Origin of the sequence: Methylocella tundrae (assembly GCF_038024855.1) — a bacterium.
Lineage (GTDB): Bacteria > Pseudomonadota > Alphaproteobacteria > Rhizobiales > Beijerinckiaceae > Methylocapsa > Methylocapsa tundrae.
This window is the reverse complement of record NZ_CP139089.1, coordinates 2,334,726-2,360,349: the sequence shown is the minus strand read 5'-3', so window position 1 is coordinate 2,360,349 and position 25,624 is coordinate 2,334,726. Positions and strand designations below refer to the sequence as shown.

The following is a 25,624-nucleotide window of genomic DNA, read 5'->3' as shown; positions in this document are numbered from 1 at the left end:
CATCATGCACGGCGCAGGCGCCGACGTTCTGCCGGTCTCATTGTGGATCGCAATCGCCACCATCCTTCTGTGCATCGCCCTATCGGCCTTTTTTTCCGGCTCCGAGACAGCGTTGACCGCGGCGTCCCGCGCGCGCATGCACGCATTGGAGAAGGGCGGCGACAAGCGGGCGGCTCTGGTCAACCGCCTTCTATCGAGCCGCAACCGGCTGATCGGCGCATGCCTGCTCGGCAATACGCTGGTCAATATCGGCTCTTCGGCCTTTACGACGAGCATTCTCGTCGCCCTCGTCGGCGATCGCGGCGCGATTTACGCAACCGGCATCATGACGGTGCTGCTCCTCGTCTTCGCCGAAGTCCTGCCCAAAACCGTGGCGATCAATTATCCCGATCGCATGTCGCTTCTCGTGGCGCGGACGCTGTCCTTCTTCGTCGCAATCTTCGGCCCGGTGCTCGTCGCGGTTGAGATTCTCGTGCGCGGCGTCCTGAAGCTCGTTGGAGTCGGCGCGAGCCAGCAACGCTCGATTCTCTCCGGCCACGAGGAATTGAAGAGCACGGTCGATCTTCTGCATGAGGAAGGGGGCGTCGCGCGATCGGATCGCGACATGTTCGGCGGCCTGCTCGATCTGCGCGATCTGGAGGTTTCCGACGTCATGGTGCATCGGACCAATATGCTGACGCTCAACGCCGATTCGCCGCCAGAGGAATTGATCCGCGAGATCGTCGAGGCGCCCTATTCGCGCTTGCCGATCTGGCGCGATGATCCCGAAAACATCATCGGCGTTCTGCACGCCAAGGATATTTTACGCGCGCTCGACGAAGCGGGCGGCAAACTCGAGCATTTCGATGTCGAAAGCATCGCGCTCAAACCCTGGTTCGTGCCGGACACGACGCCGGTGCAGGACCAGTTGCAGGCATTTTTGAAGCGCAAGATGCATTTCGCGATCGTCGTCGATGAATATGGCGTCGTGATGGGACTTGTCACGCTGGAGGATATTCTCGAAGAGATCGTTGGCGATATTTCCGATGAGCACGATCTTGTCGTTCAGGGCGTCCGTCCGCAGGCAGACGGCTCAGTCACCGTCGAAGGGTCGGTGCCGATCCGCGACCTGAACCGGGTGATGGGCTGGAACCTGCCCGACGAAGAAGCGACAACGATCGCCGGCCTCGTCATTCACGAGGCGCGCGCGATCCCCGAGTCGGGGCAGGTCTTTACCTTCCACGGCTTCCGCTTCGAGGTCGTGCGGAAAACCAAGAACCGGATCACTTTGCTGAGGATACTGCCGGCCTCCGCCGCGGAAAAGGCTGGTCTGGCTGCGCCGCGTTGACCGCAATATGCGTCGCCGCCTGAAGGCGCGGCGGGCTGGCGCTCAATTTCCTCATCGACGCGCGCCGGTCGCGCAGATCCGGTCACTGAGCTGTCCCTCTACCCGCGCGTCCCGTCATATGTCCACAGCTCCATTTCCTGCCTAATGAGAGAGTCCTTTTTTGCGCCAGCATATTTGAGCCAGCCGGACGACCGAAATACGGAGGAATGAAAAGGATTGAGGTAGAAAATGCGGATTGACCGTGGATTGGATTCGATCGTTTTTTTGATGTTGTCCAACACTAATTGCAATGTTTGGGAGCCGAAGGGATTGTTGAGGAAAAATACCGTTCCGTCGCTGTAATCCATCTGCGCCGCGTCGCCGCAACGCACCTCAATGGGTGATAAGCGACCGCTCAATTGTTCCGCGTTTGCCGTCGCTTTGGCGGCGAAGACCGGAGATAACTCGATCCCCACGGCTTTGGACACGCGCTTTCGCGCGACATAGCAAAGCACCCGTCCATTTCCGCATCCGATGTCGAAAAAGACATCGTCTGGCTTAAAGACAATGCGGCCGACGAACCAAAAGACAAGCAAATAACTGCAGGGTTGGTTCTGTGTGGCGTCGTCGAATTTTCCGGCTTTCTCGGAGGAAGAACCAACGTTCGCGGCGGGGTCAACTTCCGGAAGAGTGTTGATTCTCCAGCGCCAATCAATCAGACGATCCGCGGCGAGCCGCAGATTGCTGCGCAAACCGCTTAGAACCGGTGAATTCAAAATCGACATATCCGGGCTCTCTTGCTGGGGACGATAACCGCGATTCCATAGCTGCATTCAAACAATGGATTCAGCCGCACATAATCTACTTGATTGCCTGCCAAACCAGGGTCCGCGCAGCAAAACCTGTCGCGCAGGAGGGGCGGACGAGCCGATGTCAATTGAGAAGCAAGCCGACCTGCGCGAAACGCCAATTTATACGGGTGAGATCGAGGGCGCCTGGCGTCAAGCGACACGCGCTTTGACCTTCGCGAAACCCGAGATGATAATTTTTCGAACTTTGGCCGCGAGGCGAGACATGTGCCCGGCCAGCAATGAAAGTTCCGCGAGACGACCGCGTGGGCTGAGAAATATGATGCGCGTCTTGTGACGCGTCTCGCTATTCGCCCAACGCGCCTTATAACTACCCTCTAGTGGCCGGAAATCGAAATCGAGATCGTTGGCGTGTGACCATTTCACCAGGAACTCCACCAGCAAGGTTCCGACCGAATAGAGGCGAAATGCGTCATCATATGTCGTGAAAAAACCCTCGACGCATGACTTTCCAACCAAATTCACGGCGGCTGCGACCGGAACGCCGTTCACCTTCACGAAGGCGACAAGCGGAATGGACGATAAATCCGTGTGACCGGCGAGCGCGACGAAGAAATCCTTCAATCGATCGTCTTGCAGGTACGGCGTATTCAGCCCGCGCGACTGAGACCACTGCCGCTTGTTCGCAAACAGCCAGGTCAGAACCGCCTCGGCGTCATCGACCGTCGTACACCAGCCGATCTCAGTGCGACCGCTCGCGTTCAGCTGCTTAAGATCTTGGCGCAAGTTCTTGCGAAGAGACCGCGGAAGAGTGGCGAGAAAGTCCTCCCATCGAGGTATTCCCCGCAGCCGTATCGCGTATCCAGGAAGCGAGCCGAGGCGGCGCGGCAAGAGGGGCAGCATCCAGGATTGCGGAGCCGCGTCCAGCTCCTCTTGCAGGAGGCTGCCCTCCTCAACGAGAACAATCTCCAGAATGTCCGCATGAGCTTTCATGGCGGCGCTAACCGCCGCCGCGACGGCCTCCTTGTCCGCTCTGCCTCTGACGAGTGGCCCGCCATATTCTTCGCCGCTTCCGCATGTCAGACCCTTGGCGATCCGCAATAGACCCTTGCGATGGATGGCGAGCGGCCAGATCGCCAGCAAACCGCCATCGTCGTAGACCATCGCTATGTTGATCGCCGCGCTCTTGGCCAGCACGCGCGCCGCGGCGACTTCGCAAAACCCATAAGTCGCGCATCGAGAATAGTCCTGCGCGGCGGCGGCGAGTTCCTCCCAGGCGCGGCGCAGGGCTTTAAACGCGTCCAAATCTTCGATGATTATGATTTCGCGCCGGAGGCGGTTTCCGCGGCCGGACGTCATGTCGTCGGGCATGTCGCCCTGTGGATCGAAGGCCGTTGATTTGTGATCCATGCTTTGCATGATCGTCTCTCTGATTCTTTTGGCGTCGATCGAACGCGGGCGGGTTTGATCGACGCAATTCTAATTTTTCAGGGGCCGGGGTTGTTGACGCGCCTCAACAGCGCGCTCATCCAGGGTCGATCGGGTTCGGGATAAAAATATACTATACACTGCTGGCTGATATGGCAGGAATATTACAAATTTCGGACTACCGTCGGCTCGATTGACCGAGGAATATTACTCTAATTTTATGCCGCCATTCGGCATTATAATTTTTCGTCTTTTTGAGGGGCGCACATTGATCGAGATCTGATGCGCGCCCCAAGCTCCGTCCGGCGCCGACTTGAGGCTTTGAAACAGTTCGTCGCAATTGCTTGCGCGCAGCCTCTCATGCGCGCTCCGGCCGAAGCGGGGTTCATTCAATGATGCAAGAGTAGCAGAGGACTGGCCCTGAACAAATCGGCTTTCGATATCGTCGGCCGTTTTCTTCGGGCGCCCTTCTACGCCGCATAAGCCGGGGCGCGCGCCGGTCGCGAACTTTGGCGGGCGTCGGAAAGATCGCGATGCTTTTTGCGGCGGGGCGCTCCAAATACAGAATATAAGCGGCTGGGGCGGACATTGAGGGCGCGCCGCGGCCCTGTTTCGCAGACGATGGCTCGTGGCGGCGGGGCTGGCGCTTAGGCGGGGCGGAATCTTGCCGCCTCCCTATATGTCAGGGAAGCGGGCGGGAAGGGGATCGAAGGTGCCGACGGATTTGAGGGATCAAGCGGATTTAGGGGCCGCGGAGAGGGGCAAGGCTTCCTCGCGCGCCTTTCGCGTCGGCCCGGAGCGCGGCGGCGAGCGGCTTGACCGGTTTCTCGCGACCGAGGTTTCCGCCTGCGGACTTTCCCTGTCGCGCACGCGGCTGAAAGCGCTGATCGAGGCCGGCTGTGTCGCGGTCGATGACGCCTTAGTGACCGACGCCAGTTTTTGTGTGCGCGCGGGGCAGACCATCGGCCTCGAGGTTCCGGCGGCGATCGACGCCGCGCCTGTGGGACAGGACATCCCGCTCAATGTGGCGTTCGAGGATGATCATTTGCTCGTCATCGACAAGCCGGCGGGGCTGGTTGTCCATCCGGCGGCGGGGCATCTCGATGGGACGCTGGTCAATGCGCTGATCGCTCACTGCGGCGCGAGCCTGTCCGGCATTGGGGGAGTGAGGCGGCCGGGCATCGTGCACAGGCTCGACAAGGATACCTCGGGCTTGATGGTCGTCGCCAAGACTGATGAGGCGCATCAGGGGCTGGCGAAGACCTTCGCCGACCACGGCAAGACTCTATCCCTGACACGCGAATATCTATGTTTGGCGTGGGGAACGCCGACGCGTGCGTCGGGCGTGATCGACGCGCCGCTTGGGCGTCACGCCGTTGACCGAGAAAAAATCGCTATTGTCCCAGAGGCGCGAGGGCGCCACGCCGTGACTCATTGGCGCGCGCTTGAACGCTTCGGCGCCGACGCCAGCCTGATCGCCTGCCGGCTCGAGACCGGCCGCACGCATCAGATCCGCGTGCATATGGCGAGCATCGGACATCCCCTTCTTGGCGATCCGGTCTACGGACAGGGCTTCAAAAGCAAAGCCGCGCGCCTTTCGCCGCAAGCGCAAGCGGCGCTGAAAGCTTTGGCGCGGCAGGCCCTGCACGCCGCCGTACTGGGTTTTGCGCACCCGGTGACGGGCGCCCCGCTTCACTTCGAAAGCGCGCCGCCGCGAGACATGCTGGATCTGCAGGCGGCTTTGGCGGCGGGCGCGAAATGATCGCAAAGGCAATCTTCCCGCACAGCGTCGCGCAAGCGGGACGAGCGATAATGACGAGCGTTGAGCGCGGCGCGCGGTTTCTCCTGGCGGCGGTCAGGCCTGTCTTCATTTTTCCGTTAATGTGAAACCTTGAAGGGGCGCCGCGCGTAGTGGTTATTGACTCTCCTAAACGGCCAACAGCCGTGCTTAAGAACGGCGCCCCAACGGCCGCCAATGTTGCGAAAATGTAATGCGCTGCAACATGGCGCGCCCCTTTCAGCACTGGTTCAGGCGCCATATATTCTGATGTTGTGTGGCCGACTCCTTGAGTGGCCACGCCTGGGCCTGCCGAGACGGGGGTCCCCCTGGAGGTGGAAATTATGAGTGCTGCGCTGCCGATGATCTCAAGTGAGAGTGGGCTCGCTCGTTACTTGAATGAAATCAGACGGTTCCCCATGCTGGAGCCGCAGGAAGAATATATGCTGGCGAAAAGTTGGCGCGAACATGCTGACAAGGACGCCGCCCATAAGCTCGTGACGTCGCATCTGAGGCTCGTCGCCAAAATCGCGATGGGTTACCGCGGCTATGGTTTGCCGATCAGCGAAGTCGTATCCGAAGGGAACGTCGGCTTGATGCAAGCCGTCAAACGCTTCGAGCCGGATAAAGGCTTTCGTCTCGCCACATACGCAATGTGGTGGATCCGCGCGTCAATTCAAGAGTATATCCTGCGTTCGTGGTCGCTCGTGAAGATGGGCACGACCGCAAGCCAGAAGAAACTCTTCTTCAACCTGCGTAAGGTGAAGAGTCAGATTTCGGCGCTGGAAGAAGGCGACCTCAAGCCTGACCATGTGGCGAAGATCGCGCACCGGCTCGGCGTTTCCGAGCAGGACGTCGTCGATATGAACCGGCGCATGTCGGGTGACGCTTCGCTCAACGCGCCCCTGCGCGAAGAGGGCGAGGGCGAGTGGCAGGATTGGCTCGTCGACGATAGCGCCAGCCAGGAGAACACGCTTCTCGATCGTGAGGAGAAAGACAATCGCCTCGGCGCCTTGCATAACGCGCTGGGCGTGTTGAACGATCGTGAGCGCCGCATTTTCGAGGCGCGCCGGCTGGCCGACGATCCGATGACGCTGGAGGCGCTCTCCGACGAATTCGATATCTCGCGCGAGCGTGTGCGGCAGATCGAAGTGCGCGCCTTTGAAAAGGTGCAGTCCGCCGTAAAGGCCGGCGTCGCGCGTATCGAGATGCAAACGCGGACGCCGCAGATCGCCGGGCCGGCCGCGTAGGCCTCGCGTCGTCGCTCCGCTCTGGCTTTATTGGAGACAAATCGCGACCGCCTCCCGCGAGGCGGTCGCGGTTTTTTGATGGATGGCTTCAGGAAAGCCGCGCTGATACGCTCATATGTGACGGGGCGTTAAGCGCTCTTTGAACCCTTCTGCATGGTTGAGCCATGCTTTCCGCGGCGCGAGAGAAATGATCGATCTGTTTTATTGGACGACGCCGAACGGGCACAAGATCACGCTTTTTCTTGAAGAGGCCGGACTGCCCTATGCGATCCATCCGGTCAATATCGGCAAGGGAGAGCAATTCACGCCCGAATTCCTGGCGATCGCGCCGAACAACCGCATTCCCGCGATCATCGATCGTGATCCGGATGATGGGCGCGCGCCCGTGTCGGTCTTCGAATCCGGCGCGATTTTGCTCTACCTTGCCGAAAAAACAGGCAAATTCCTGAGCCGGGACCTTCGCGCAAGGGTGGCGACGCTCGAATGGCTGTTCTGGCAGATGGGCGGCCTCGGGCCGATGGCCGGGCAGAATCACCATTTCAACATTTATGCGCCGGAAAAAATTCCCTACGCGATCGAGCGTTATGTCAAGGAAACCAACCGGCTTTACGGCGTGCTGAACAAGCGCCTCGCGGGCCGGCCCTTTGTCGCCGGCGATTACTCGATCGCTGACATGGCGATCTATCCCTGGATCGTGCCGCACAAGAACCAGGGTCAGGATCTCGAGGATTTTCCTCACCTCAAAATCTGGTTCGAGACGATCGCGGCGCGGCCGGCGACCCTGCGGGCCTATGCGCTCGCCGCCACGATCAATCAGTTGCCGACCATCGCCGACGAAGAATCCCGCAAGATCCTGTTCGGGCAGACGGGTCGGGCTTGAACAGAGGCGCCCGCGCCCATGCGCGCGGGTCTTTATTTCCGGCCATTCCCGGCTTATATGCTGGCGCTCCGCGCTCAGGGAGGGAGGATGTTCCGAATCGGACCGTCTTCGTATCTCCTTGTCTGATCGCATTTTCTTGACGCAAAGCGCCAGCCGCTTCGCCTGAAAATGCTGTTGAGAGCGCTTGTGACGGAGAGGGGACGGGATTTTCGGGCATGGCCGGACATAGCCAATTCAAAAATATCATGCACAAGAAGGGCAAGCAGGACGCGATCCGCTCCAAGCTCTTCTCCAAACTCGCCCGCGAAATCACCGTCGCAGCCAAGCTCGGCCTGCCGGACCCCGCCATGAACGCCCGCCTGCGCGCCGCCGTCATCGCCGCGCGCGTCGAAAACATGCCGAAGGACAACATTGAGCGCGCCATCAAGAAAGCGTCCGGCGCCGACGCCGAAAACTACGATGAAGTGCGCTATGAAGGCTATGCCACAGGCGGCGTCGCCGTCATCGTCGAGGCCCTGACCGACAACCGCAATCGCACTGCGGGCGAGGTCCGCTCTTATTTCACCAAGGTCGGCGGATCCCTCGCCGAGACCGGCGCCGTGTCCTTCATGTTCGATCATGTCGGCCTCATCGAATTTCCGGCGAAGGCCGCTTCCGAAGAGGCGATGCTTGAGGCCGCTATCGAGGCCGGCGCGGACGACGTTCAATCAAACGAGGAAACGCATCAGATCATCACCTCGCTCGAGAGTTTGCGCGACGTCGCGCAGGCTCTGGAGAGCAAGTTCGGCGAACCGACGAAAGCCAGCCTGATCTGGAAGCCGCAGACGACGATCAGCGTCGACGATGAAGCGGGCGAAAAGATTCTGCGTCTCATCGGCCTGCTCGAGGACAATGACGACGTCCAGAATGTCTTTGCCAATTATGAAATTTCCGACGCGCTGGTGGCGAAGCTCGGCGGCTGATCGCGGCCGCTACTTCGATTTCGCCGCGAGATGCGCTTTAGCGAGCGCGCGCGCCGCGGCTTTGTCGGAGCTTTCGTCGAAGCGCTCGGGCGGCGCGGTGTCGAGCGCGAGCCCGGCCATGCGAATGATGGCGGCGCCGATTTCATTGATGTTTTGACGCAAAATGGTGTTTTCCTCGCGCTCGCTGGAAGCGGGCGCCGTCTCGCGCCCCGAGCTGAGGCGGCGCAGCGCCGCGAGCTCTTGCGCGAGACCGTCGGAACGCTCCCTCGCAGCGTCGAGATCCTGACGCGCGGCCGCGTCGGCGGCGTTCAGCCGCGCGATTTTCTCAACCAGCCGCCGCTCGACGGCGCGCGACGTCTCGATCTGCCGCTTGCGCCGCCGCAGCAGCTCCGCCTCTCTGTTTTGCGCGATCGTCAGAGCCTCTTCGCGGTCGGCGAGCTGCGCCGCCGTCGCCTTGAGCGTCGCCGCGCCGGCGTCGCGTTCGAGGCGCAGGGTCGCGAATTCGTCGGCCAGCCGGGCGATGTCGTTGCGGGCGGCCACGAGATGTGCCTGTTGCATCGTCACAAGCGCCTCAAAATCGGCCAAAGCTGCGCTTTGCTTTGCAGCCTGAGCCTTAGCCGTCGCGATTTCGCCGCGCAGCTGCGTCAGATCGCGCTCCTTCAGCTCGTTGAGGCCGTCCGCGCCATACAGCGCCGAATTGGCGGCGGCGAGTTCAGCCTGGGCTTCGGCCAAGGCGATACGCGCCGCCGCGAGCTCAGCCGCCTGCTCGCGATAGCGACTTTCGAGCGCGGCGTGGTGATGGCTCTTTTCAACAAGCTGAATCGCCCTGCGGCCGAGCTCGGCCATGTCCTGCATGCGAATCGCATTGAGCGCCGCGGCCTTCTGTTCCATTTTTCGGCGTTCGACGGCGAATTCGGCGCGAAGGAGGTCGCGCTCGGCGATGATTTCCCGCGTCGACAACGGAACCAGCATTTCGAGCCGCCGCGTCGACAGGCGTATGGCGCGCCGCCAAAACGCCGGAGCGATCACGAGAGCGAGCAGCCCTGCGATCAGAAATCCAAGGGCGAATAGCATCGCCTGTTCGATCAAAGCAGCACGCTCAACCCGGGGTCATGGGAGGACGAAGAGGACATTTGTATAAAATGATATCCAAATAAACCGTATGCGAAAAAGCCTTTGGCCGCAAAACCCAGCATTAATATGACTTTCGCCCGGCGCCCGGAAGTCGGCGCCCCGAGGTCTGCTCGCGGGCGCGCGGCTCGCCGATGACGCCGGCTCAATGCTCAGCTTTTCGGCAGAAGGACCGTGTCAATGACGTGGATGACGCCGTTTTTCTGGTTCACGTCCGAAATCGTCACAATCGCCCGGTCGCCCCTTGCGTCGATGATCTGAAGCCTGCGGCCATCCTGCACAATCGTGAGATCCTCGCCCTCAAGCGTCCTGAACGTCGCCTTTCCCTCCCCCTTCCGGATGGCGGCGACGAAATCCGCCGCTGAAAATTTTCCCGCCAGCACGTGATAGGCCACGACGGCTTTTAGAGCTGCGGCATTCTCAGGCTTCAGCAGGGCGTCGGCTGTCGCTTTCGGCAGGTTCAGGAAAGCTCTGTTGACGGGCGCAAAAACAGTGAAAGGGCCGCTTTCCGCCAGAGTTCCGGCAAGCCCCGAGGTTTCGGCGTCCGCGACGAAACGGGTGTGATCCTTTGAAGTCGCGGCGTTCTCGATAATGGTCTTCGAGGCGTACATTGGCGCGCCGCCGACCTCGACCGACATATCAAATTCCGCATCCGCATTTTTTGTGCTGGAGGTCGCGCCGTCCGCCGGGGCGGCGGCTTCAGGCGCGGCGTCCTCGGCCCAAATCGGCGGCTGGCCCCCGAGCAGGACCAGAGCCGCGGCGAGCGGGAGAAAATGCGGCTTCATCATCCTGTTCAGTCGCGGTTCCTGGCCCAGCCGATCCGTCATCGGCCGGATTGGGCCTCGGGTTTATATCAGCGCATCGCCGCGGAATGAAGCGTCGCCGCGGCGTCCGGCGCGATGTCGCGGCGGTGCTTCTGCATAGCGGCGACGCCGATCCACAGCACGGCGAGAATGACGAGAGCGGCGAGCCGCAGAACCTGCGCCAGCGTGTTGCCTTCAGCGCCCCTGCGCGGCGAGGAGCGGCGTTCGCGAGAGCCGGGGGTGGTGGAGGCAAGAGACATGGCGGCGCTCCTTCAGCTGGAGAAAAGGGCGACGCCACGCTGGGACGCCACGCGGGGCGGAGACGAAGAGGCGCGGCGCGCCCGCGTGTTGCGATATCCGCAAGTTAGCTGCGAGTTCTTTCCAGACCGTTAACCATAAGCGTCTCATTTCAAGTCAATCGACGTCGTTTTGCTTTGGCTCATGGCGCTCGCCAATTCCTTCGTCAAAAGAGAGGAAATCAGTTAGTTTGACCGGATTGACCTCGGCCGACTCCCGCTCTCTGGTATGCAAAATGCTTATCCAAGGATAAGCGGCAAATAGCCGAACGATTCTCAGCAAGGAGCTCAAGCTATTGGGAGACGGGCGCTATTTCGACGAAATGACATTGGCGGGGGGCAAAGTCCGCCCCGTCTACAGCAAAATCGCGCGATGGCTCGGCGCAACCTCGACTGAGCACCTCGCCTCGCGCCGCGCCCAGGCCGAACTCTTGTTTCGACGGATGGGAATCACCTTCGCCGTTTATGGCGAAAAGGACGCCGGCGAGCGTCTCATTCCCTTCGACATCATCCCGCGCATCATGCTGCGTTCGGAATGGGCCAGGCTCGAGGCCGGCCTTCTCCAGCGCGTCAAGGCGCTGAACTGCTTTCTCAAAGACGTGTATGGCGCGCAGGAAATCATCAAGGCCGGCAAGATCCCGGCCGATCTCATCCTCAAAAACTCCGAGTTTCGCCCGGAAATGGTCGGGCGGCCGGTGCCCCATGATATTTATGTCCAGATCGCGGGGATTGATGTCGTGCGGACCGGCGAAGACGATTTCTATGTGCTCGAAGACAATGTCCGCACGCCGTCCGGCGTCTCCTATATGCTGGAAAACCGCGAGGTGATGATGCGGCTGATGCCGGATCTTTTCGCCGAGCATCGGGTCGCCCCCGTCGAGAATTATCCCGACGTGCTGCTGGCGGCGCTGCGCTCCGTCGCTCCGCTCGGGAGCGGCGGGCAATCGACCATCGCTCTCCTGACGCCCGGCCGCTTCAACTCGGCCTATTACGAACATTCGTTTCTGGCCGACAAGCTCGGCGTCGAGCTCGTCGAGGGACGCGATCTTTTTGTCGAAGACGACAAGCTTTACATGCGCACGACACAGGGCGCGAAAAAGATCGACGTGCTCTACCGGCGCATCGACGATAATTTCATCGATCCTGAGGTGTTCAATCCCGATTCGGTGCTTGGCGTTCCGGGTTTGATGCGCGCCTATCACGCCGGCAACGTCACGCTCGCCAACGCGGTCGGCACGGGCGTCGCCGACGACAAGGCGATCTATACCTATGTGCCCGAGATCATTGAATTTTATCTCGGCGAGAAGGCGATTTTGAAGAACGTCCCGACCTGGCGCTGCCGCGAGCCGGAAGCCTTGCGCCATGTGCTCGCCAATCTTCCTGATCTCGTCGTCAAGGAGGTCAATGGATCGGGCGGATATGGCATGCTCGTCGGCCCGCGCGCGACCAAGGCGCAGATCGAGACTTTCGCCGCCAAACTGACGAAGGACCCGAACAATTTCATCGCTCAGCCGACGCTCGCGCTATCGACTACGCCGACCTTCTTCGACACAGGAATCGCGCCGCGTCACGTCGATCTGCGGCCCTTCGTTCTCACCGGCACTAACGGCGTTCGCGTGGTGCCGGGCGGCCTTACGCGCGTCGCCCTGATCGAAAACTCGCTTGTCGTCAATTCCAGTCAGGGCGGCGGCACCAAGGACACCTGGATCGTCGATGATTCGATTTTCGATGCGCCGGCGGCGTTTCAAAGCCAGAGTCAAAGCCAGAGTCAGCTCGCTTAAATTCGCAACCGGCCTCGTGGCGGCCGCCGATCGCGCCGCTCAGGATCTTGCCCACCTCTTGCTGCGTCTTTCCGATTTCCCGCCTATTTCCCAAAGCTCGTCGCCCATTGGACTTAAGAGAGGCTTAGAAGCAGGCAATGCTCTCCCGCACAGCTGATCACCTCTATTGGCTCGCCCGCTATGTCGAGCGCGCCGATTTCCTCGCCCGCATCGTCGAAGCGACGCAACGTCTGGCGACCCTGCCGACGAATTATTCCGGGACCGGAACCGAATGGGAAAGCGCGCTCGAATCCTCCGGCGCGGCGGCCGGCTTTCGCGAGACGCGCGGCGCCGCCGCCGAGGAGCAGAGCGTCGTCGAATATCTCACCTTCGCGCCGGACAATCCGTCTTCGATCCGCAATTGCATCGAATTGGCGCGCACCAATGCGCGGGCGGTTCGCACCGCTCTCACCGTCGAAATGTGGGATGCGATCAACGGCGCCTGGATCGAGCTCAAGCGGTTTGAGGCCAATAATGCCTCGCGCGGCCAATATGACCGGCGGGAACTGTCGCGCTTCCTCGATTTTGTGAAAAAGACGTCCCTCGATTACGACGGCTCGGCCTATCGCACCATGCTGCGCAATGACGCCTACTGGTTTTCGCGCCTTGGCCTTTACATCGAGCGCGCGGACAACACCGCCCGCATCCTCGACGTGAAATATCACGTGCTGCTGCCGGAAAACGAAGCCGTCGGCGGGTCGCTCGATTATTTCCAATGGACGGCGATTTTGCGCGCCGTCTCGGCGCTGACCGCCTACCATTGGGTCTACCGCGAAAACGTGAAGCCCTGGCTCATCGCCGATCTTTTGATCCTGAAGCTCGAAATGCCGCGCTCGCTTATCGCCTGCTACGACAATATCGTTCATTTCCTCGATTCGATCGCGAAAGCCTATGGGCGCACCGGCCCGGCGCAGAAACAGGCGCATGCCGTCATGCAGCGGCTCGAAAACGCGACGACGAGCGAAATTTTCAAGATCGGCCTGCATGAATTCATCACGGGCTTCGTTCAGGACAATGATCGTCTTGGAAATACGATCAGCGAGCAATATCTGCAGTATTAGCGCGCTTGATTGGCGCGCTTGCAGCTTAGGCGCGGCGCCCGCCCCCCGATTGGCGTCTTCGACCGAATCAATTCCGCTGGAGGCTTGCGCCGCCCCGCTGAAAGGGCTATATTCTGTTTATTCAATCTTCTCATAGCGTTTATCTTAGTCGGATGAATGCCGTATCGAGAGTGGGCCCGTCCGGACCCGCTCTTTTTTGTTGCCGACAAGACCCGCCGCGCATCGGCCGCGATGTGCCCGTCAGATGTTTCGTTGGGGAATCGATAGAGTTTGGATCAAAGCACGAATTTGCAGGAAGAGCCGCGGACTTTGCTGGATGAGGCTCGCTTCGTCCTGGAAACCGGCGCCGCCGCGCGGATCGCCCATGTGGCGCAGCCCGTGCTCACTGACCTTGGCTATCGTCTCGTCCGGGTCAAGCTCTCGGCGCAGGACGGCATGACTGTGCAGATCATGGCGGAGCGGCCCGACGGATCAATGACCGTCAATGATTGCGAGACGGTCAGCGCGGCTCTATCGCCGGTTCTCGATGTCGAGGATGTTGTCAGTCAGGCCTATCGGCTTGAAATTTCATCTCCTGGGATCGATCGGCCCTTGGTGCGGGCCTCCGATGTGCGGCGTGCTGTGGGGCAGGAGGCGCGCATCGAACTGCGCGTTGGCGTCGAGGGCCGCAAGCGTTTCCGCGGCGTGATCGCCGAGGTCCATGGCGATGGGGTCGAAGCGTCGGTCAAGCTTATGCGCAATGACGCGAAGCCCGGCGAGGATGTTGAGGCGATATTGCCGCTGCGCGACGTCGCCGAAGCCAAGCTCGTGCTGACGGAGGCCCTGATCCGAGAATCCTTGCGCGCGGCGAAGGCGGCGCTGGCGGAAGACGGCCCATCCGAAACGGAGGATGAGGACGCGGAAGAGGACGCCGGAGCGCCGCTGCCGCAGCGCGGGCCAGGCCGCTTCGCCGCGCGTAACAGCGCCGCGAAAGCCAAGCCGCTTCTGCCGGCGGGCGTCAGATCCAAATTCAAACAAGCCAAATCGGGAAAACCGCAGGCGGGCGCGCGCCCTTCGCCTCCGCGCCCAATGCCGAAATAGGAGATGCAAGATGGCCGTTAGCGCCAACAGGCTCGAACTTTTGCAGATCGCCGACGCCGTCGCGCGCGAAAAGTCGATCGACCGGCAGATCGTTCTGACCTCGATGGAGGATGCGATCCAGAAGGCGGCGCGTTCGCGTTATGGGCAGGAGACCGAGGTTCGCGCCGAAATCAATCCGAAGACCGGCGAAATTCGCTTTTCCCGGCTTCTGCTCGTCGTCGACCAGATCGAAAATGACGCGATCCACATTACCCTCGCGGAAGCGCGCAAGAAGAATCCGGCCGCGCAGGTCGGCGACTGGATCGCCGAGACGCTGCCGCCCTTCGATTTCGGCCGCATTGCCGCCCAGTCGGCGAAACAGGTCATCGTTCAGAAGGTGCGCGAGGCGGAGCGCGACCGGCAGTATCAGGAATATAAGGATCGCATCGGCGATATCGTCAACGGCGTCGTCAAGCGCGTCGAATATGGCAATGTGATCATTGATCTTGGCCGCGGCGAAGCCACCATCCGCCGCGACGAGATGATCCCGCGCGAGATGTTCCGCCCTGGCGATCGCGCGAGAGCCTATGTCTATGACGTGCGCCGCGAGCAGCGGGGACCGCAGATTTTCCTGTCGCGCACGCATCCGCAGTTCATGGCCAAGCTGTTTCAGCAGGAAGTGCCGGAAATCTACGACAATATTATTCAGGTGAAATCGGTTGCGCGCGATCCGGGTTCGCGCGCCAAGATCGCGGTGATTTCGCGCGACGCCTCGATTGATCCGGTCGGCGCCTGCGTCGGCATGCGCGGCTCGCGCGTGCAGGCCGTCGTCAATGAACTGCAGGGCGAAAAGATCGACATCATCCCGTGGTCGCCTGACGCCGCGACCTTCATCGTCAATGCGCTGCAGCCGGCCGAAGTCGTCAAGGTGGTGCTCGACGAGGATTCCGCGCGTATTGAAGTTGTCGTGCCCGATGACCAATTATCATTAGCGATCGGACGGCGCGGCCAGAATGTCAGGCTTGCCTCGCAGTTGACCGGATGGGATATCGATATTCTCACCGAAGCCGAGGAATCGGAGCGCCGGCAGAAGGAATTCATCGAGCGCACCAATATCTTCATGAAGGCGCTCGACGTCGATGAGGTTGTTGGGCAATTGCTCGCCTCCGAGGGGTTCCGCTCCGTCGAGGAACTGGCCTTTGTCGAACCCGCCGAGCTTGCGACAATCGAGGGATTTGACGAAGACACCGCCTCCGAAATTCAGGCGCGGGCGCATGATTACCTCGCAAGGATCGAAGCCGAGCAGGATGCGCGGCGTATCGAACTTGGGGTCTCCGACGAGCTGAGGGAGGTCGCCGGCGTCACCACGGCGATGCTGGTGAAGTTCGGCGAAAACGACATCAAGACCGTCGAAGACCTCGCCGGCTGCGCCACGGACGACCTCATTGGCTGGACCGAGCGCAAGGACGGCGAGAGCGTGAAGCACGCCGGCTATCTCGATGGTTTCGAACTCAGCCGGGAGGAGGCCGAGACGATGATCATGACGGCGCGCGTGCACGCCGGATGGATCGAGGCGGCGCCCGAGCCCGAGCCGGAGCCGGCGGCGGAGCAAGCGCCGGAAGAACAAGAAGACGGCGAGATCACGCACTGACCTCTGGTAGCCTTGGGTTTTGTGCGCGGGCGGCGATTTGGAGCATGGATGCTGGCGGAAGTCGAACCGAGCGATAGCGAGACGGGACCGGAGCGAACCTGCATCGTCACGCGGACGAAGGGTCCGCCGGGGGACATGATTCGATTTGTCGTCGGCCCGGGCGATGTCGTCGTTCCGGACATCAGGCAGAAATTGCCCGGGCGCGGCGTATGGGTTACAGCCAGCGAGCTTCGGGTCGCGGAAGCAGTGAAAAGGCAAGCTTTCGCGCGCGGCTTCAAAAAGAAGGTGCTCGCGTCTGAAGATTTGCCGGCGGAGATCGAGGCTTTGCTGACGCGAGATTGCTTGCAGGCGCTGTCGATCGCCAATAAAGCGGGGCAGATCGTAGCGGGGTTTGGCAAGGTCGAGGAAGCGATCACGGGCGGCTCCATCGCGGGATTGGTCCACGCGGCGGATGGCGGAGCCGACGGGGCGCGCAAGCTGGGGCAGAGTCTGCGGCGGCGTTTCGGAGAGGGAGCTGTAAGGCCGCGCATCGCACTCTTTCGTTCAGATCAATTGGATTTGGCGTTAGGGCGGGCTAATGTGATACATGCAGCTTTACTGTCGGGATCCGCGAGCGAGGCCTTTCTCGCACGTTGCCGCCGGTTGGAGATGTATCGTCCGGCGGCGCTGGAGCCGCGGCCGGCGGATTTGGGTTTGGAAGAAGATAGCGATTGAGGCGGAAGGTTTTCGTGCCGCGGGCGGCATGGAAAGGTTTTGCGAATTGAACTGGGGCTGTTGCGTCGTCGGGCGAGCGCCGTTTGCCTGCCGATGGGAGCATGATCCGGCAAGGGGCCGGTTCATCTGGTTCGCAGTCTGAAGCGAGTGCGGCGCGATCCATCCGAAAGATGGCTGATCTTTCGAATGGATCGAGAATTGAAGCGGGAAAATAGCGGCCGTGAACTCCGCCAGTGCGGAGCCTTCATGGTCTCGACGGCCGGCGCTGCCGGCTTATTGAATTTCGAATGGGCGCGAGCCCGGGAACGCAAGACTGATGAGTGAAACGAAGAACCCTGGTGACCATACGCTGAGCGTTTCCCCGACCAAGACGCTGTCGCTGAAGCGTCCGGTCGAGGCTGGCATTGTGCGCCAGAGCTTTTCGCATGGTCGCAGCAAGGCGGTCGTCGTCGAGAAGGTAAAGCGCCGCGCGCTGGGAAGCGAGCCGCACCCGCTGCGCGAGAGCGCCGCGCCGGAGCCGGCTCAGCCCGCCGTCGCGCCGCAGCCGCCGCGTCCGCAACAGCAACAGAAGCCGCAGCGTCCGCAGGGCGGGCCGCCGCGCTCGTCGTCCGGCGTCATCCTGCGGTCGCTGACGGAGGAGGAGCGCGAGGCGCGCTCCCGCGCTCTGTCGGGGGCGCATGAACGCGAGATCGAAGAGCGCAAGCGCGCTGAAATCGAAGCCAAGGCCCGTGAGGAGCGCGAGGCGCGCGAACGCGAGGAGCGCGCCGCCGCCGAAGCGCGCAAGCGCGAGGAGGAAGCGCGCCGCGTTCTCGAGGCGGAATCGAAGCGCAGGTCGGAACAGGAAGCCAAGCGGCGCCTCGCCGGTGGCGAACCCGCGCCGGCTCCAACGGGCGGGGCGCCGCGCAAAGCGCCGGCCCCCGTCTCGGCGCCAGCCTCAACCACGCCGGCGGGCGCGCCGGCCGCGCAGGCTCAGCCAGGACCGGCCGGCCTCGCCGCCGTCGCCCGCCCCGCGTCGGCCGAGGAAGACGAGGCCAAACGCATCATCCGCCGTCCGGGCATGCCGACGAAGGTCATCGTCGCTCGCCCGGTCAAGGGCGCCGAGCAAAAGAGCCGCGGCCGTCTCACTGTCGCCAGCGCGACGGGGGACGAAGAAGAGCGCACGCGCTCGATCGCGGCCTTCCGCCGCCGCACCCAGCGGCTGAAGGGCCATGTCAGCGAGACCAAGGAAAAGCTGGCGCGCGAAGTCGTCCTGCCTGAGACGATCACCATCCAGGAACTCGCCAACCGCATGTCGGAGCGCGCTGTCGACGTCATCAAGCTGATGATGAAGCAGGGCCAGATGGCGAAGATCACCGATGTGATCGACGCCGATACGGCGCAGCTGATCGCCGAGGAACTCGGCCACACGGTCAAACGTGTCGCCGAATCCGACGTGGAAGAAGGCCTGTTCGATACGCCGGACGCCGACGGACATCAGGTTCCGCGCCCGCCGGTCGTCACGATCATGGGCCATGTCGATCACGGCAAGACCTCGCTGCTCGATGCGATGCGCCACGCCAATGTCGTTTCGGGCGAGGCGGGCGGCATTACGCAGCACATCGGCGCCTATCAGATCGTCGCGTCCAACGGACTGCCAGTGACCTTCATCGACACGCCCGGCCACGCCGCCTTCACGGCGATGCGCGCGCGCGGCGCCAAGGTCACCGATATCGTCGTGCTGGTCGTCGCCGCCGATGATGGCGTGATGCCGCAGACGGCTGAAGCCATCGCCCACGCCCGCGCCGCGAATGTGCCGATCATCGTGGCGATCAACAAGATCGACAAGCCGGACGCCAAGCCCGAGCGAGTGCGCAGCGAATTGCTGCAGTATGAAGTGCAGGTCGAATCGCTCGGCGGCGACACGCTCGAGGTCGAGGTTTCGGCGACGAAGAAGATCAATCTCGACAAGCTCGTCGACCTCATCGCCCTGCAGGCCGAACTGCTCGACCTCAAGGCGAACCCCGATCGTCCCGCCGAAGGAACTGTCATCGAGGCGCGGCTCGACAAGGGCCGCGGTCCCGTTGCGACCGTGCTGGTGCAGCGCGGCACGCTGCGGGTCGGAGACCTCATCGTCGGCGGTTCGCAATGGGGCAAGGTGCGCGCCCTGCTCGACGACAAGGGCGAGGCGCGGCACGAGGCCGGTCCGTCGATGCCGGTCGAGGTTCTGGGCTTCTCGGGTTCGCCCGAGGCCGGTGATCGCGTCGCCGTGGTGGAGAATGAAGCAAGAGCCCGCGAAATCGCCGAATATCGCGACCGCCAGAAGCGCGAGCAGGCCGCGGCGCGGGGCAATCTGGCGCGCGGTTCGCTCGCCGACATGATGAGCCAGCTGAAGACGGCGGGGCGCAAGGAGTTCCCGCTCGTCATCAAAGGCGACGTCCAGGGTTCGGTCGAGGCGATTATCGCAACGCTCGAGAAGCTCAACACGGATGAAGTCGCGGCGCGCGTCATTCACGCGGGCGTCGGCGGCATCACCGAATCCGACGTCACTTTGGCCGAGGCTTCGGGAGCGGCGCTGATCGGCTTCAACGTTCGCGCCCATAAGGAAGGGCGCCAGCTGGCCGAACAGTCAGGTCTGGAAATCCGCTACTACAACATCATCTATAATCTCGTTGATGATGTAAAAGCCGCGATGTCCGGCCTTCTCGCGCCCACTTTGCGCGAGGAAATGCTTGGCAACGCGGAAATACTCGAGGTTTTCAATATTTCGAAAGTCGGCAAGGTGGCCGGCTGCCGGGTCACGGATGGAACCGTGCAGCGCGGCGCCAATGTCCGGCTCATCCGCGACAATGTGGTCGTGCACGAAGGCAAGCTATCGACGCTCAAGCGCTTCAAGGACGAGGTCAAGGAAGTCGTCGCCGGTCAGGAGTGCGGCATGGCTTTCGAGAGCTACCAGGACATGCGCGCGGGCGACGTCATCGAATGCTATCGCATCGAGGAGATTCAGCGCTCGCTGTAAGGCGGCCGCCAGCGATGCGAAGGCCGCAAAGAGTAACGCCTCTGGCGGCGCTGGATGATCGGCCGAGCCGGTTTTTCCATCGTCGCCAGATTACGTTGAAGGTTCAATGGCGATCCTTGAAACGAACAGCGGATCGCGGTTTGTCGAAGAGCTGATGAGCTTTTCCGGGCAGAGCAACGCCCGTAGATGAACGCCGGAAGGCGTCGGAGTTCCAGAAATTGTCCAGACTTCATCACCAGCAGGGCGCCCAACCCTCGCAAAGAATGCTGCGCGTCGGCGAACTTGTGCGCCACGCCATGTCGGAACTGCTCACGCGTTCGGACATCAATGATCCTGCGCTCGAAGGCAAGGTGATAACCATTCCCGACGTGCGCATGAGCCCGGACCTTAAGCTCGCCACCGTCTATGTGATGCCGCTCGGCGGGGAGAGCGCAGCCGACGTGCTGATGGCGCTCGAACGCCACAAGAAATTTCTGCGCGGAGAGATCGCCCGGCGCGTCAGCCTGAGGTTCGCCCCGGACGTCCGCTTCAAAGCCGATCCCAGCTTCGACCACAGCGGCAGGATCGACGCTTTGCTCAATACGCCGAAGGTCAAGCAGGATCTGGTCGATCAGGCCCTCGACGCCGAGCCCGAGGACCATCCGGCGGATAAGGGCGAATGAGCGCTCCCCGATCCACGCGTAAGGACATTGATGGCTGGGTCATCCTCGACAAGCCCGTCGGCATGACCTCGACCCATGCCGTCTCCCGGCTGAAACGCATTTTCAACGCCAAAAAGGCCGGCCATGCGGGCACGCTCGATCCGCTGGCGTCGGGGATTTTGCCGGTCGCTTTCGGCGAGGCGACGAAGACCGTCCCTTTCGTGCAGGACGGTGAGAAGGCTTATCGTTTCACCGTGCGGTTTGGCGCCGAAACGGATACGGACGATTCCGACGGCAAAATCGTCGCGCAATCGGAGCTGCGGCCGGAGCGGGCGGAGATTCTTGCGAGACTGCCGCAATTCATCGGCACGATCGAGCAGACGCCGCCGGCCTTTTCCGCGATCAAGATCAACGGCGAACGCGCCTATGACCTCGCCCGCGATGGCGAAACGCCCCAGCTCGTGGCCCGGCCAGTCACGATCCATGCGCTGGATCTCGTCAGCGCCGATGAGGACGAGGCCGTTTTCGAGGCGCGCTGCGGCAAGGGCACCTATGTGCGCGCCATCGCCCGCGATCTCGGCCGGCTGCTGGGCTGTTTCGGTCACGTCACCGCATTACGCCGGACCCGAGTCGGCCCGTTCACCGAGGCGGACGCGATCGCCTTGAGCGATCTCGAGGAGAGCGGCGTCGAGGCGCAGGCGATGCGCCGCGTCGAGGCGGGGCTAATGGAATTGCCGCGAGTCATCGTCGATCGCGATGCGGCCGCCAAGCTTCGTCGCGGGCAATCGATTTTGCTCCGCGGCGCCGATGCGCCGATGGACGGCTCCGCCTATGCGGCCTGCGGCGGCGTCGTCATTGCCGTCGGCGCTGTCGAAAAGGGCGAGCTGGTGCCAGGACGAGTTTTCAACCTGCCCTTTTAGGACCATCGTCGAGCCGGTCGCGCCCGCCCTGCGTTTTTCCAAGCGCACGCTTGGGGCAAGCCCTGCGCCCTAGTCTTGCGCTCATTAGCGAACAGAGCGGCGCGGGGCGATGGCAGCAACAGAGGGCGAACGCAAATCAGCGGCGGGGCGGGGCGAAGACGAACTTTGGCCGGTCCCAGCCGATCAATCCCTGACGCTGGCGCTGGAATATTTTCGCGCCGGACGTCACCGGGCGGCCGAGGAGATCTACGCCAAGATCCTCGCGGTCGAGCCGGACCAGTGCGTCTGCCTCCATCATCTCGGGCTGATCGCGCATCATCGGGGCAATCATGAGGCCGCCGCGGAGCTTGTTTCGCGCGCGATCGCGTCGAAGCCTGATTATGTCGAAGCATTATCCAATCTTGGCGCAATTTATCGCGCCCTTGGGCGCACCGATGCGGCGATCGCGGCGATCGACCGGGCGATCGCCTTGCAGCCTGATTTCGCGCAGGCCCATTCCAATCTCGGCAATGTCCTCGAGGATCAGGGGCGCCTCGTTGACGCGCTGACCGCCTACCGCCGGGCGGGATCGCTCAATCCCGGCTTCGTCCAGGCCTACGCCAACGCCGCCAACATCCTGCGTAAGCTCGGGCGGCAGGAAGAAGCGATTGCCGTCTGCGAGGAGATCATCGCGCATCGTCCGGATGCTCCCGAACCTTATTTCAGCCTTGGCAATATTCTGAAGGAGCTGCGCCAGCCGGGGCGGGCGATCGCGGCCTATCAACGCGCCGTCGCGCTGCGGCCCAATTTCGCCGAGGTCTACGTCAATCTCGGCAACGCGCTGCAGAGCCAGAGCGCGTTTGACGATGCGATCGAAGCCTATTCGCAAGCCATTCTTTTACGTCCGACGATGGCGGACGCTCACGCCAACAAGGGCGCGGCTTTGGAGGCGCTCGGCCGGCTGCCGGAAGCGATCGCCAGTTTTCGCGTCGCCGTGGAGATCGATCCTCAACTCGTCGATATCCGCATCTGGCTGCATCACAAGCGCCGCGCCATCTGCGACTGGGACGGGATTGAAGCGGAAGAGGCTGAGCTGCTGAAATTCATGGAGTCCGGAAGCTCGGCGCCGCATCCTTTCTCGATCCTCAGCATGGCGACGAGTCCCGCGCTGCAGTTGCGCGTCGCACGCGCCGCGGCCGCAGGATTTGCAATCCAGCCGCCCGATTTCGCCCCGAGGCGGGCGGAGGCCTCCGCGCGCAAGCTGCGGATCGGCTATCTGTCCAATGATTTTTGCCGTCACGCCACCGCCATTCTCGTCGCCGAACTCTTCGAACTGCACGACCGCGCGCGATTCGAGATCACGGCCTATTCACATGGTCCGGACGATCACAGCGAGATCGGCGCGCGCCTCAGAAAGGCGTTCGATCATTTCGTCGACCTGCGCGCTCTCTCAGACGACGAGGCGGCGCGCCGCATTCATGCCGACGGGATCGACATTCTGATCGACATGAAGGGCTATACCTCCGGCGCGCGAACGGGAATTCCGGCGCGGCGGCCAGCGCCCGTGCAGGCGAGCTTCATCGGCTTTCCGGGCACGATGGGGGCCGACTTCATCGATTACATTATCGCCGATCCGTTCGTCCTTCCGATGGATCAGCAAAGCGCCTTCGTCGAAAAAATCGTCCAGCTGCCGCATTGCTATCAGCCGAATGACACGCGCCGCCTCATCGCCGACGTGACGCCGACGCGTGCGCAATGCGGACTTCCCGAGCGCGGCTTCGTCTTCTGCTCATTCAACAACAGCTACAAGCTGACGCCGGCTTTCTTCGATATATGGATGCGTCTTCTTCGCGCGGCCCCTGGCAGCGTTCTTTGGCTGCTCGAAGCAAATGCGCTGGTCAAAGAGAATCTGCGCCGGCAAGCGAGCCAGCGCGGCGTTGACCCCGACCGGCTGGTCTTCGCGCCGCGTATTCCTTCGCCCGAGCATCTTGCAAGGCACCGTCTCGCCGATCTTTTTCTCGATACGCTTCCATATAACGCGCATACGACGGCGAGCGACGCGCTCTGGGCGGGGCTGCCGGTTTTGACATGCGCGGGCGACACATTCGCTGGTCGCGTCGCGGGCAGTCTTTTACATGCCGTCGGCCTGCCCGAACTCATCACGGCGTCTCTTGACGACTATGAAGCGCTGGCGGGAAAGCTGTCCTGCGGCGATCCGCGCCTCCTGCAGGGTCTTCGCCACAAGCTGCTCGGCGCGAGACTGGCTTCGCCTCTGTTCGACAGCGCGCGCTATGCGCGGCATTTCGAGGCCGCCCTGACGCAGATGTGGGAGAATCATCGCGACGGGGGCGCGCCGCGCGCTTTCGCGGTAACGGATGTCGGCGAAACGGCGCCGCCCGCGCCCTCGATCCAAAGGGTTCGCTACCGCGCGTGCCCGCTTTGCGGCGGCGGCGACATACCAGCCATTCTCGGCGCCGACTGCACCAAACACGCCCTCTACCAGCCGGCGTTGCCGCCGGTGATCAACTGGCATGAGTGCAAAGGCTGCGGGCATGTCTTCACGGAAGGGTACTTCGACGCCGCAGCGGCGGAGGTGATCTTCTCCAAAACGCATCAAAATCAGATTGTCGGCAATGACATGGAGCGCCAGCGCCCAGTTTCCGCCCGCATGGTCGAGCGCGTCGCAAGGCGCGCCGCGACAGGCCGTTGGCTCGATGTCGGCTTTGGCAACGGCTCGCTTCTGTTCACGGCGGAGGAATGGGGCTTTACGCCGGTTGGACTTGATCTGCGCAAAGAGAATGTCGCGGCGCTGAGGACGCTTGGCTATGAGGCGCACTGCGCGTCGATCGAGGAACTCGATCACGAGCAGCGCTACAGCGTCGTCAGCATGGCCGACGTACTTGAGCATATGGCTTTTCCAAAGGCCGGGCTCCTCGCCGCGCGCGCGCTGCTGCGCCCAGGCGGCGCGCTGTTTCTCTCCATGCCGAACGCGGACAATATGGTCTGGCGCCTGCTCCACGCCAACAAGGTGAACCCCTACTGGGGCGAGATCGAGCACTACCACAACTTTACCCGCAAGCGCCTCTACGCGCTTTTGGAGGAGCATGGATTTCAGCCTGTGGAATATGGCGTCAGCGAGCGTTATCGGGTGTGCATGGAAGTCGTCGCGGTCAAGAGCGGCTGAGCCGCGCGAGCGGAGTTCGCAAATCGGCGGAAGGCGAAAGAGCCTAATAGTCTTCCGGCGTTTTCGCGCGCTGCCGGAGCCTTTTTCGCTCCGCATGGCGAGAAGAGGCAAAGCGCCTCCTCGAATCCGCCTGGGGCCGCAACGCCCGGAGCCGGATGGCGCTGATGGAATCGCGCCGCGATTCCATCCAGCTCCTGAATGCGTCGTTCAACCAATAAGTTGGAGCATGACGTCGCCCGAAAACCGGTCCCGCTTTTCGGCATCGTTCTCTAACGAAGCACGATCACTTTCGTGCCGACTTTGACTCGATCGGCGAGATCGACGACATCCCTGTTGGTCATGCGGATGCAGCCTGACGACACGGCGGCGCCGATTGTGTCCGGCTCGTTCGACCCATGAATGCGATAGAAGCTCGAGCCGAGATAGATCGCCCGCGCTCCGAGCGGATTGTCGATCCCGCCCGGCATGTGGCGCGGCAGATCGGGCCGGCGCTTGAGCATTTGTGGAGGGGGAGTCCAGCCCGGCCAGTCGCGTATCATTGTGACTTTCTTCGTGCCGGACCACGCAAAGCCCTCGCGGCCAACGCCGACGCCATATTGAATCGCTTGCCCGTTCGGAAGGACATAGTAGAGGCGGCGCTCGCTTGTCGAGACGACGACCGTTCCCGGAGGCTGGCCGCCGTCCCAGGAGACGACCCGGCGCGGGATGGCCGGTTGCTGAAAAACATTGAGAAAATCCGCGATCGGTCCCTGCGTGAGTAAACCGCCGAGCGGGTTATCGAGGGCCCAAGCCGGAGATCCGCACAAGATGACGGCAAACAGCAAGGCGCGGGTAAAACGGAGAGCCATTATTGTCCTTTGATCGTCTGCGCGTCGGAGCGAACGCGGCGGAGCGCTACTCCTGCCGCGGTTTGAGGCTAAAGTTGGGCACGGCGCGGGTGGCGGCGCGGAGCCGGCCC

Annotated in this window: 20 protein-coding genes; 14 read left to right on the top strand and 6 right to left on the bottom strand. The window is 62.2% G+C overall.

Annotated features, from left to right (window positions below; genetic code table 11):
• Positions 1–4: 4 nt before the first annotated feature.
• Positions 5–1,327: an HlyC/CorC family transporter gene (locus SIN04_RS13280; RefSeq protein ID WP_134489906.1), complete on the top strand. Its 1,323-nt coding sequence runs from the start codon at positions 5–7 to the stop codon at positions 1,325–1,327.
• A 98-nt stretch (positions 1,328–1,425) separates the two neighbouring features.
• Here the strand turns inward: SIN04_RS13280 and SIN04_RS13275 are convergent, their stop codons facing one another.
• Together SIN04_RS13275 and SIN04_RS13270 are read right to left on the bottom strand one after the other, a co-directional pair.
• A complete protein-coding gene (locus SIN04_RS13275; protein WP_166795931.1) occupies positions 1,426–2,091 on the bottom strand; it encodes a class I SAM-dependent methyltransferase in 666 nt (221 codons plus the stop codon).
• Positions 2,092–2,307: 216 nt separating this feature from the next.
• Positions 2,308–3,534: a GNAT family N-acetyltransferase gene (locus tag SIN04_RS13270; protein WP_197731976.1), complete on the bottom strand. Its 1,227-nt coding sequence runs from the start codon at positions 3,532–3,534 to the stop codon at positions 2,308–2,310.
• A gap of 721 nt (positions 3,535–4,255) precedes the next feature.
• Between SIN04_RS13270 and SIN04_RS13265 the strand changes: the two genes are divergently transcribed.
• The 4 genes from SIN04_RS13265 (at position 4,256) to SIN04_RS13250 (ending at position 8,412) form a co-directional block, all read left to right on the top strand.
• Entirely contained in the window at positions 4,256–5,305 is a 1,050-nt protein-coding gene (locus tag SIN04_RS13265; RefSeq protein WP_244605801.1) for an RluA family pseudouridine synthase, read from the top strand.
• Between the two features lie 359 nt (positions 5,306–5,664).
• A complete protein-coding gene (gene rpoH, locus SIN04_RS13260; protein WP_174510859.1) occupies positions 5,665–6,570 on the top strand; it encodes an RNA polymerase sigma factor RpoH in 906 nt (301 codons plus the stop codon).
• A 187-nt stretch (positions 6,571–6,757) separates the two neighbouring features.
• Positions 6,758–7,450 (top strand): glutathione binding-like protein, encoded by a 693-nt coding sequence (locus tag SIN04_RS13255; protein ID WP_134489902.1) that lies wholly within the window; start codon positions 6,758–6,760, stop codon positions 7,448–7,450.
• Positions 7,451–7,665: 215 nt separating this feature from the next.
• On the top strand, positions 7,666–8,412 hold the full coding sequence (locus SIN04_RS13250) for a YebC/PmpR family DNA-binding transcriptional regulator (RefSeq protein WP_134489900.1): 747 nt from the start codon (positions 7,666–7,668) through the stop codon (positions 8,410–8,412).
• A 9-nt stretch (positions 8,413–8,421) separates the two neighbouring features.
• Here SIN04_RS13250 and SIN04_RS13245 read toward each other — a convergent pair whose 3' ends face one another.
• From SIN04_RS13245 to SIN04_RS13235, 3 genes are all read right to left on the bottom strand, one after another.
• A complete protein-coding gene (locus tag SIN04_RS13245) occupies positions 8,422–9,486 on the bottom strand; it encodes a hypothetical protein (protein WP_134489898.1) in 1,065 nt (354 codons plus the stop codon).
• A gap of 209 nt (positions 9,487–9,695) precedes the next feature.
• Positions 9,696–10,331, bottom strand: a complete 636-nt coding sequence (locus tag SIN04_RS13240) for a fasciclin domain-containing protein (protein ID WP_341263964.1) — start codon at positions 10,329–10,331, stop codon at positions 9,696–9,698.
• Positions 10,332–10,396: 65 nt separating this feature from the next.
• On the bottom strand, positions 10,397–10,606 hold the full coding sequence (locus SIN04_RS13235; RefSeq protein WP_134489894.1) for a hypothetical protein: 210 nt from the start codon (positions 10,604–10,606) through the stop codon (positions 10,397–10,399).
• 359 nt (positions 10,607–10,965) lie between these two features.
• Here SIN04_RS13235 and SIN04_RS13230 point away from each other — a divergent pair, with 359 nt between their 5' ends.
• The 9 genes from SIN04_RS13230 to SIN04_RS13190 all read left to right on the top strand — a co-directional run bounded on the left by SIN04_RS13230 (position 10,966) and on the right by SIN04_RS13190 (position 24,666).
• Positions 10,966–12,423, top strand: coding sequence for a circularly permuted type 2 ATP-grasp protein (locus SIN04_RS13230; RefSeq protein ID WP_341264469.1), 1,458 nt, complete (start codon positions 10,966–10,968; stop codon positions 12,421–12,423).
• 137 nt (positions 12,424–12,560) lie between these two features.
• A complete protein-coding gene (locus tag SIN04_RS13225) occupies positions 12,561–13,523 on the top strand; it encodes an alpha-E domain-containing protein (protein WP_134489892.1) in 963 nt (320 codons plus the stop codon).
• 309 nt (positions 13,524–13,832) lie between these two features.
• The gene (gene rimP, locus SIN04_RS13220) at positions 13,833–14,603 is read left to right on the top strand and encodes a ribosome maturation factor RimP (protein ID WP_244605800.1); all 771 of its coding nucleotides are present in this window, start codon (positions 13,833–13,835) and stop codon (positions 14,601–14,603) included.
• Between the two features lie 10 nt (positions 14,604–14,613).
• Positions 14,614–16,233: a transcription termination factor NusA gene (nusA, locus tag SIN04_RS13215; protein ID WP_134489888.1), complete on the top strand. Its 1,620-nt coding sequence runs from the start codon at positions 14,614–14,616 to the stop codon at positions 16,231–16,233.
• 48 nt (positions 16,234–16,281) lie between these two features.
• Positions 16,282–16,947 (top strand): RNA-binding protein, encoded by a 666-nt coding sequence (locus SIN04_RS13210; RefSeq protein ID WP_134489886.1) that lies wholly within the window; start codon positions 16,282–16,284, stop codon positions 16,945–16,947.
• 316 nt (positions 16,948–17,263) lie between these two features.
• A complete protein-coding gene (gene infB, locus SIN04_RS13205; protein ID WP_341263963.1) occupies positions 17,264–19,942 on the top strand; it encodes a translation initiation factor IF-2 in 2,679 nt (892 codons plus the stop codon).
• Between the two features lie 263 nt (positions 19,943–20,205).
• A complete protein-coding gene (gene rbfA, locus SIN04_RS13200; RefSeq protein WP_244605979.1) occupies positions 20,206–20,604 on the top strand; it encodes a 30S ribosome-binding factor RbfA in 399 nt (132 codons plus the stop codon).
• A complete protein-coding gene (gene truB / locus SIN04_RS13195; protein ID WP_341263962.1) occupies positions 20,601–21,503 on the top strand; it encodes a tRNA pseudouridine(55) synthase TruB in 903 nt (300 codons plus the stop codon). The genes rbfA and truB overlap by 4 nt, the downstream gene beginning before the upstream one ends.
• A 109-nt stretch (positions 21,504–21,612) precedes the next feature.
• Positions 21,613–24,666, top strand: a complete 3,054-nt coding sequence (locus SIN04_RS13190) for a tetratricopeptide repeat protein (protein ID WP_134489880.1) — start codon at positions 21,613–21,615, stop codon at positions 24,664–24,666.
• A gap of 269 nt (positions 24,667–24,935) precedes the next feature.
• Here SIN04_RS13190 and SIN04_RS13185 read toward each other — a convergent pair whose 3' ends face one another.
• Entirely contained in the window at positions 24,936–25,514 is a 579-nt protein-coding gene (locus SIN04_RS13185; protein ID WP_134489878.1) for a L,D-transpeptidase, read from the bottom strand.
• Positions 25,515–25,624 lie beyond the last annotated feature (110 nt).

Bases quoted from the DNA above. Each gene is read 5' to 3' on its own strand.
- SIN04_RS13280 (WP_134489906.1), top strand. From the start codon at position 5: ATGCACGGCGCAGGCGCCGACGTTCTGCCGGTCTCATTGTGGATCGCA.
- SIN04_RS13275 (WP_166795931.1), bottom strand. From the start codon at position 2,091: ATGTCGATTTTGAATTCACCGGTTCTAAGCGGTTTGCGCAGCAATCTG.
- SIN04_RS13270 (WP_197731976.1), bottom strand. From the start codon at position 3,534: ATGCAAAGCATGGATCACAAATCAACGGCCTTCGATCCACAGGGCGAC.
- rpoH (WP_174510859.1), top strand. From the start codon at position 5,665: ATGAGTGCTGCGCTGCCGATGATCTCAAGTGAGAGTGGGCTCGCTCGT.
- SIN04_RS13255 (WP_134489902.1), top strand. From the start codon at position 6,758: ATGATCGATCTGTTTTATTGGACGACGCCGAACGGGCACAAGATCACG.
- SIN04_RS13250 (WP_134489900.1), top strand. From the start codon at position 7,666: ATGGCCGGACATAGCCAATTCAAAAATATCATGCACAAGAAGGGCAAG.
- SIN04_RS13245 (WP_134489898.1), bottom strand. From the start codon at position 9,486: ATGCTATTCGCCCTTGGATTTCTGATCGCAGGGCTGCTCGCTCTCGTG.
- SIN04_RS13240 (WP_341263964.1), bottom strand. From the start codon at position 10,331: ATGATGAAGCCGCATTTTCTCCCGCTCGCCGCGGCTCTGGTCCTGCTC.
- SIN04_RS13235 (WP_134489894.1), bottom strand. From the start codon at position 10,606: ATGTCTCTTGCCTCCACCACCCCCGGCTCTCGCGAACGCCGCTCCTCG.
- SIN04_RS13230 (WP_341264469.1), top strand. From the start codon at position 10,966: ATGACATTGGCGGGGGGCAAAGTCCGCCCCGTCTACAGCAAAATCGCG.
- SIN04_RS13225 (WP_134489892.1), top strand. From the start codon at position 12,561: ATGCTCTCCCGCACAGCTGATCACCTCTATTGGCTCGCCCGCTATGTC.
- nusA (WP_134489888.1), top strand. From the start codon at position 14,614: ATGGCCGTTAGCGCCAACAGGCTCGAACTTTTGCAGATCGCCGACGCC.
- SIN04_RS13210 (WP_134489886.1), top strand. From the start codon at position 16,282: ATGCTGGCGGAAGTCGAACCGAGCGATAGCGAGACGGGACCGGAGCGA.
- infB (WP_341263963.1), top strand. From the start codon at position 17,264: ATGAGTGAAACGAAGAACCCTGGTGACCATACGCTGAGCGTTTCCCCG.
- rbfA (WP_244605979.1), top strand. From the start codon at position 20,206: ATGCTGCGCGTCGGCGAACTTGTGCGCCACGCCATGTCGGAACTGCTC.
- truB (WP_341263962.1), top strand. From the start codon at position 20,601: ATGAGCGCTCCCCGATCCACGCGTAAGGACATTGATGGCTGGGTCATC.
- SIN04_RS13190 (WP_134489880.1), top strand. From the start codon at position 21,613: ATGGCAGCAACAGAGGGCGAACGCAAATCAGCGGCGGGGCGGGGCGAA.
- SIN04_RS13185 (WP_134489878.1), bottom strand. From the start codon at position 25,514: ATGGCTCTCCGTTTTACCCGCGCCTTGCTGTTTGCCGTCATCTTGTGC.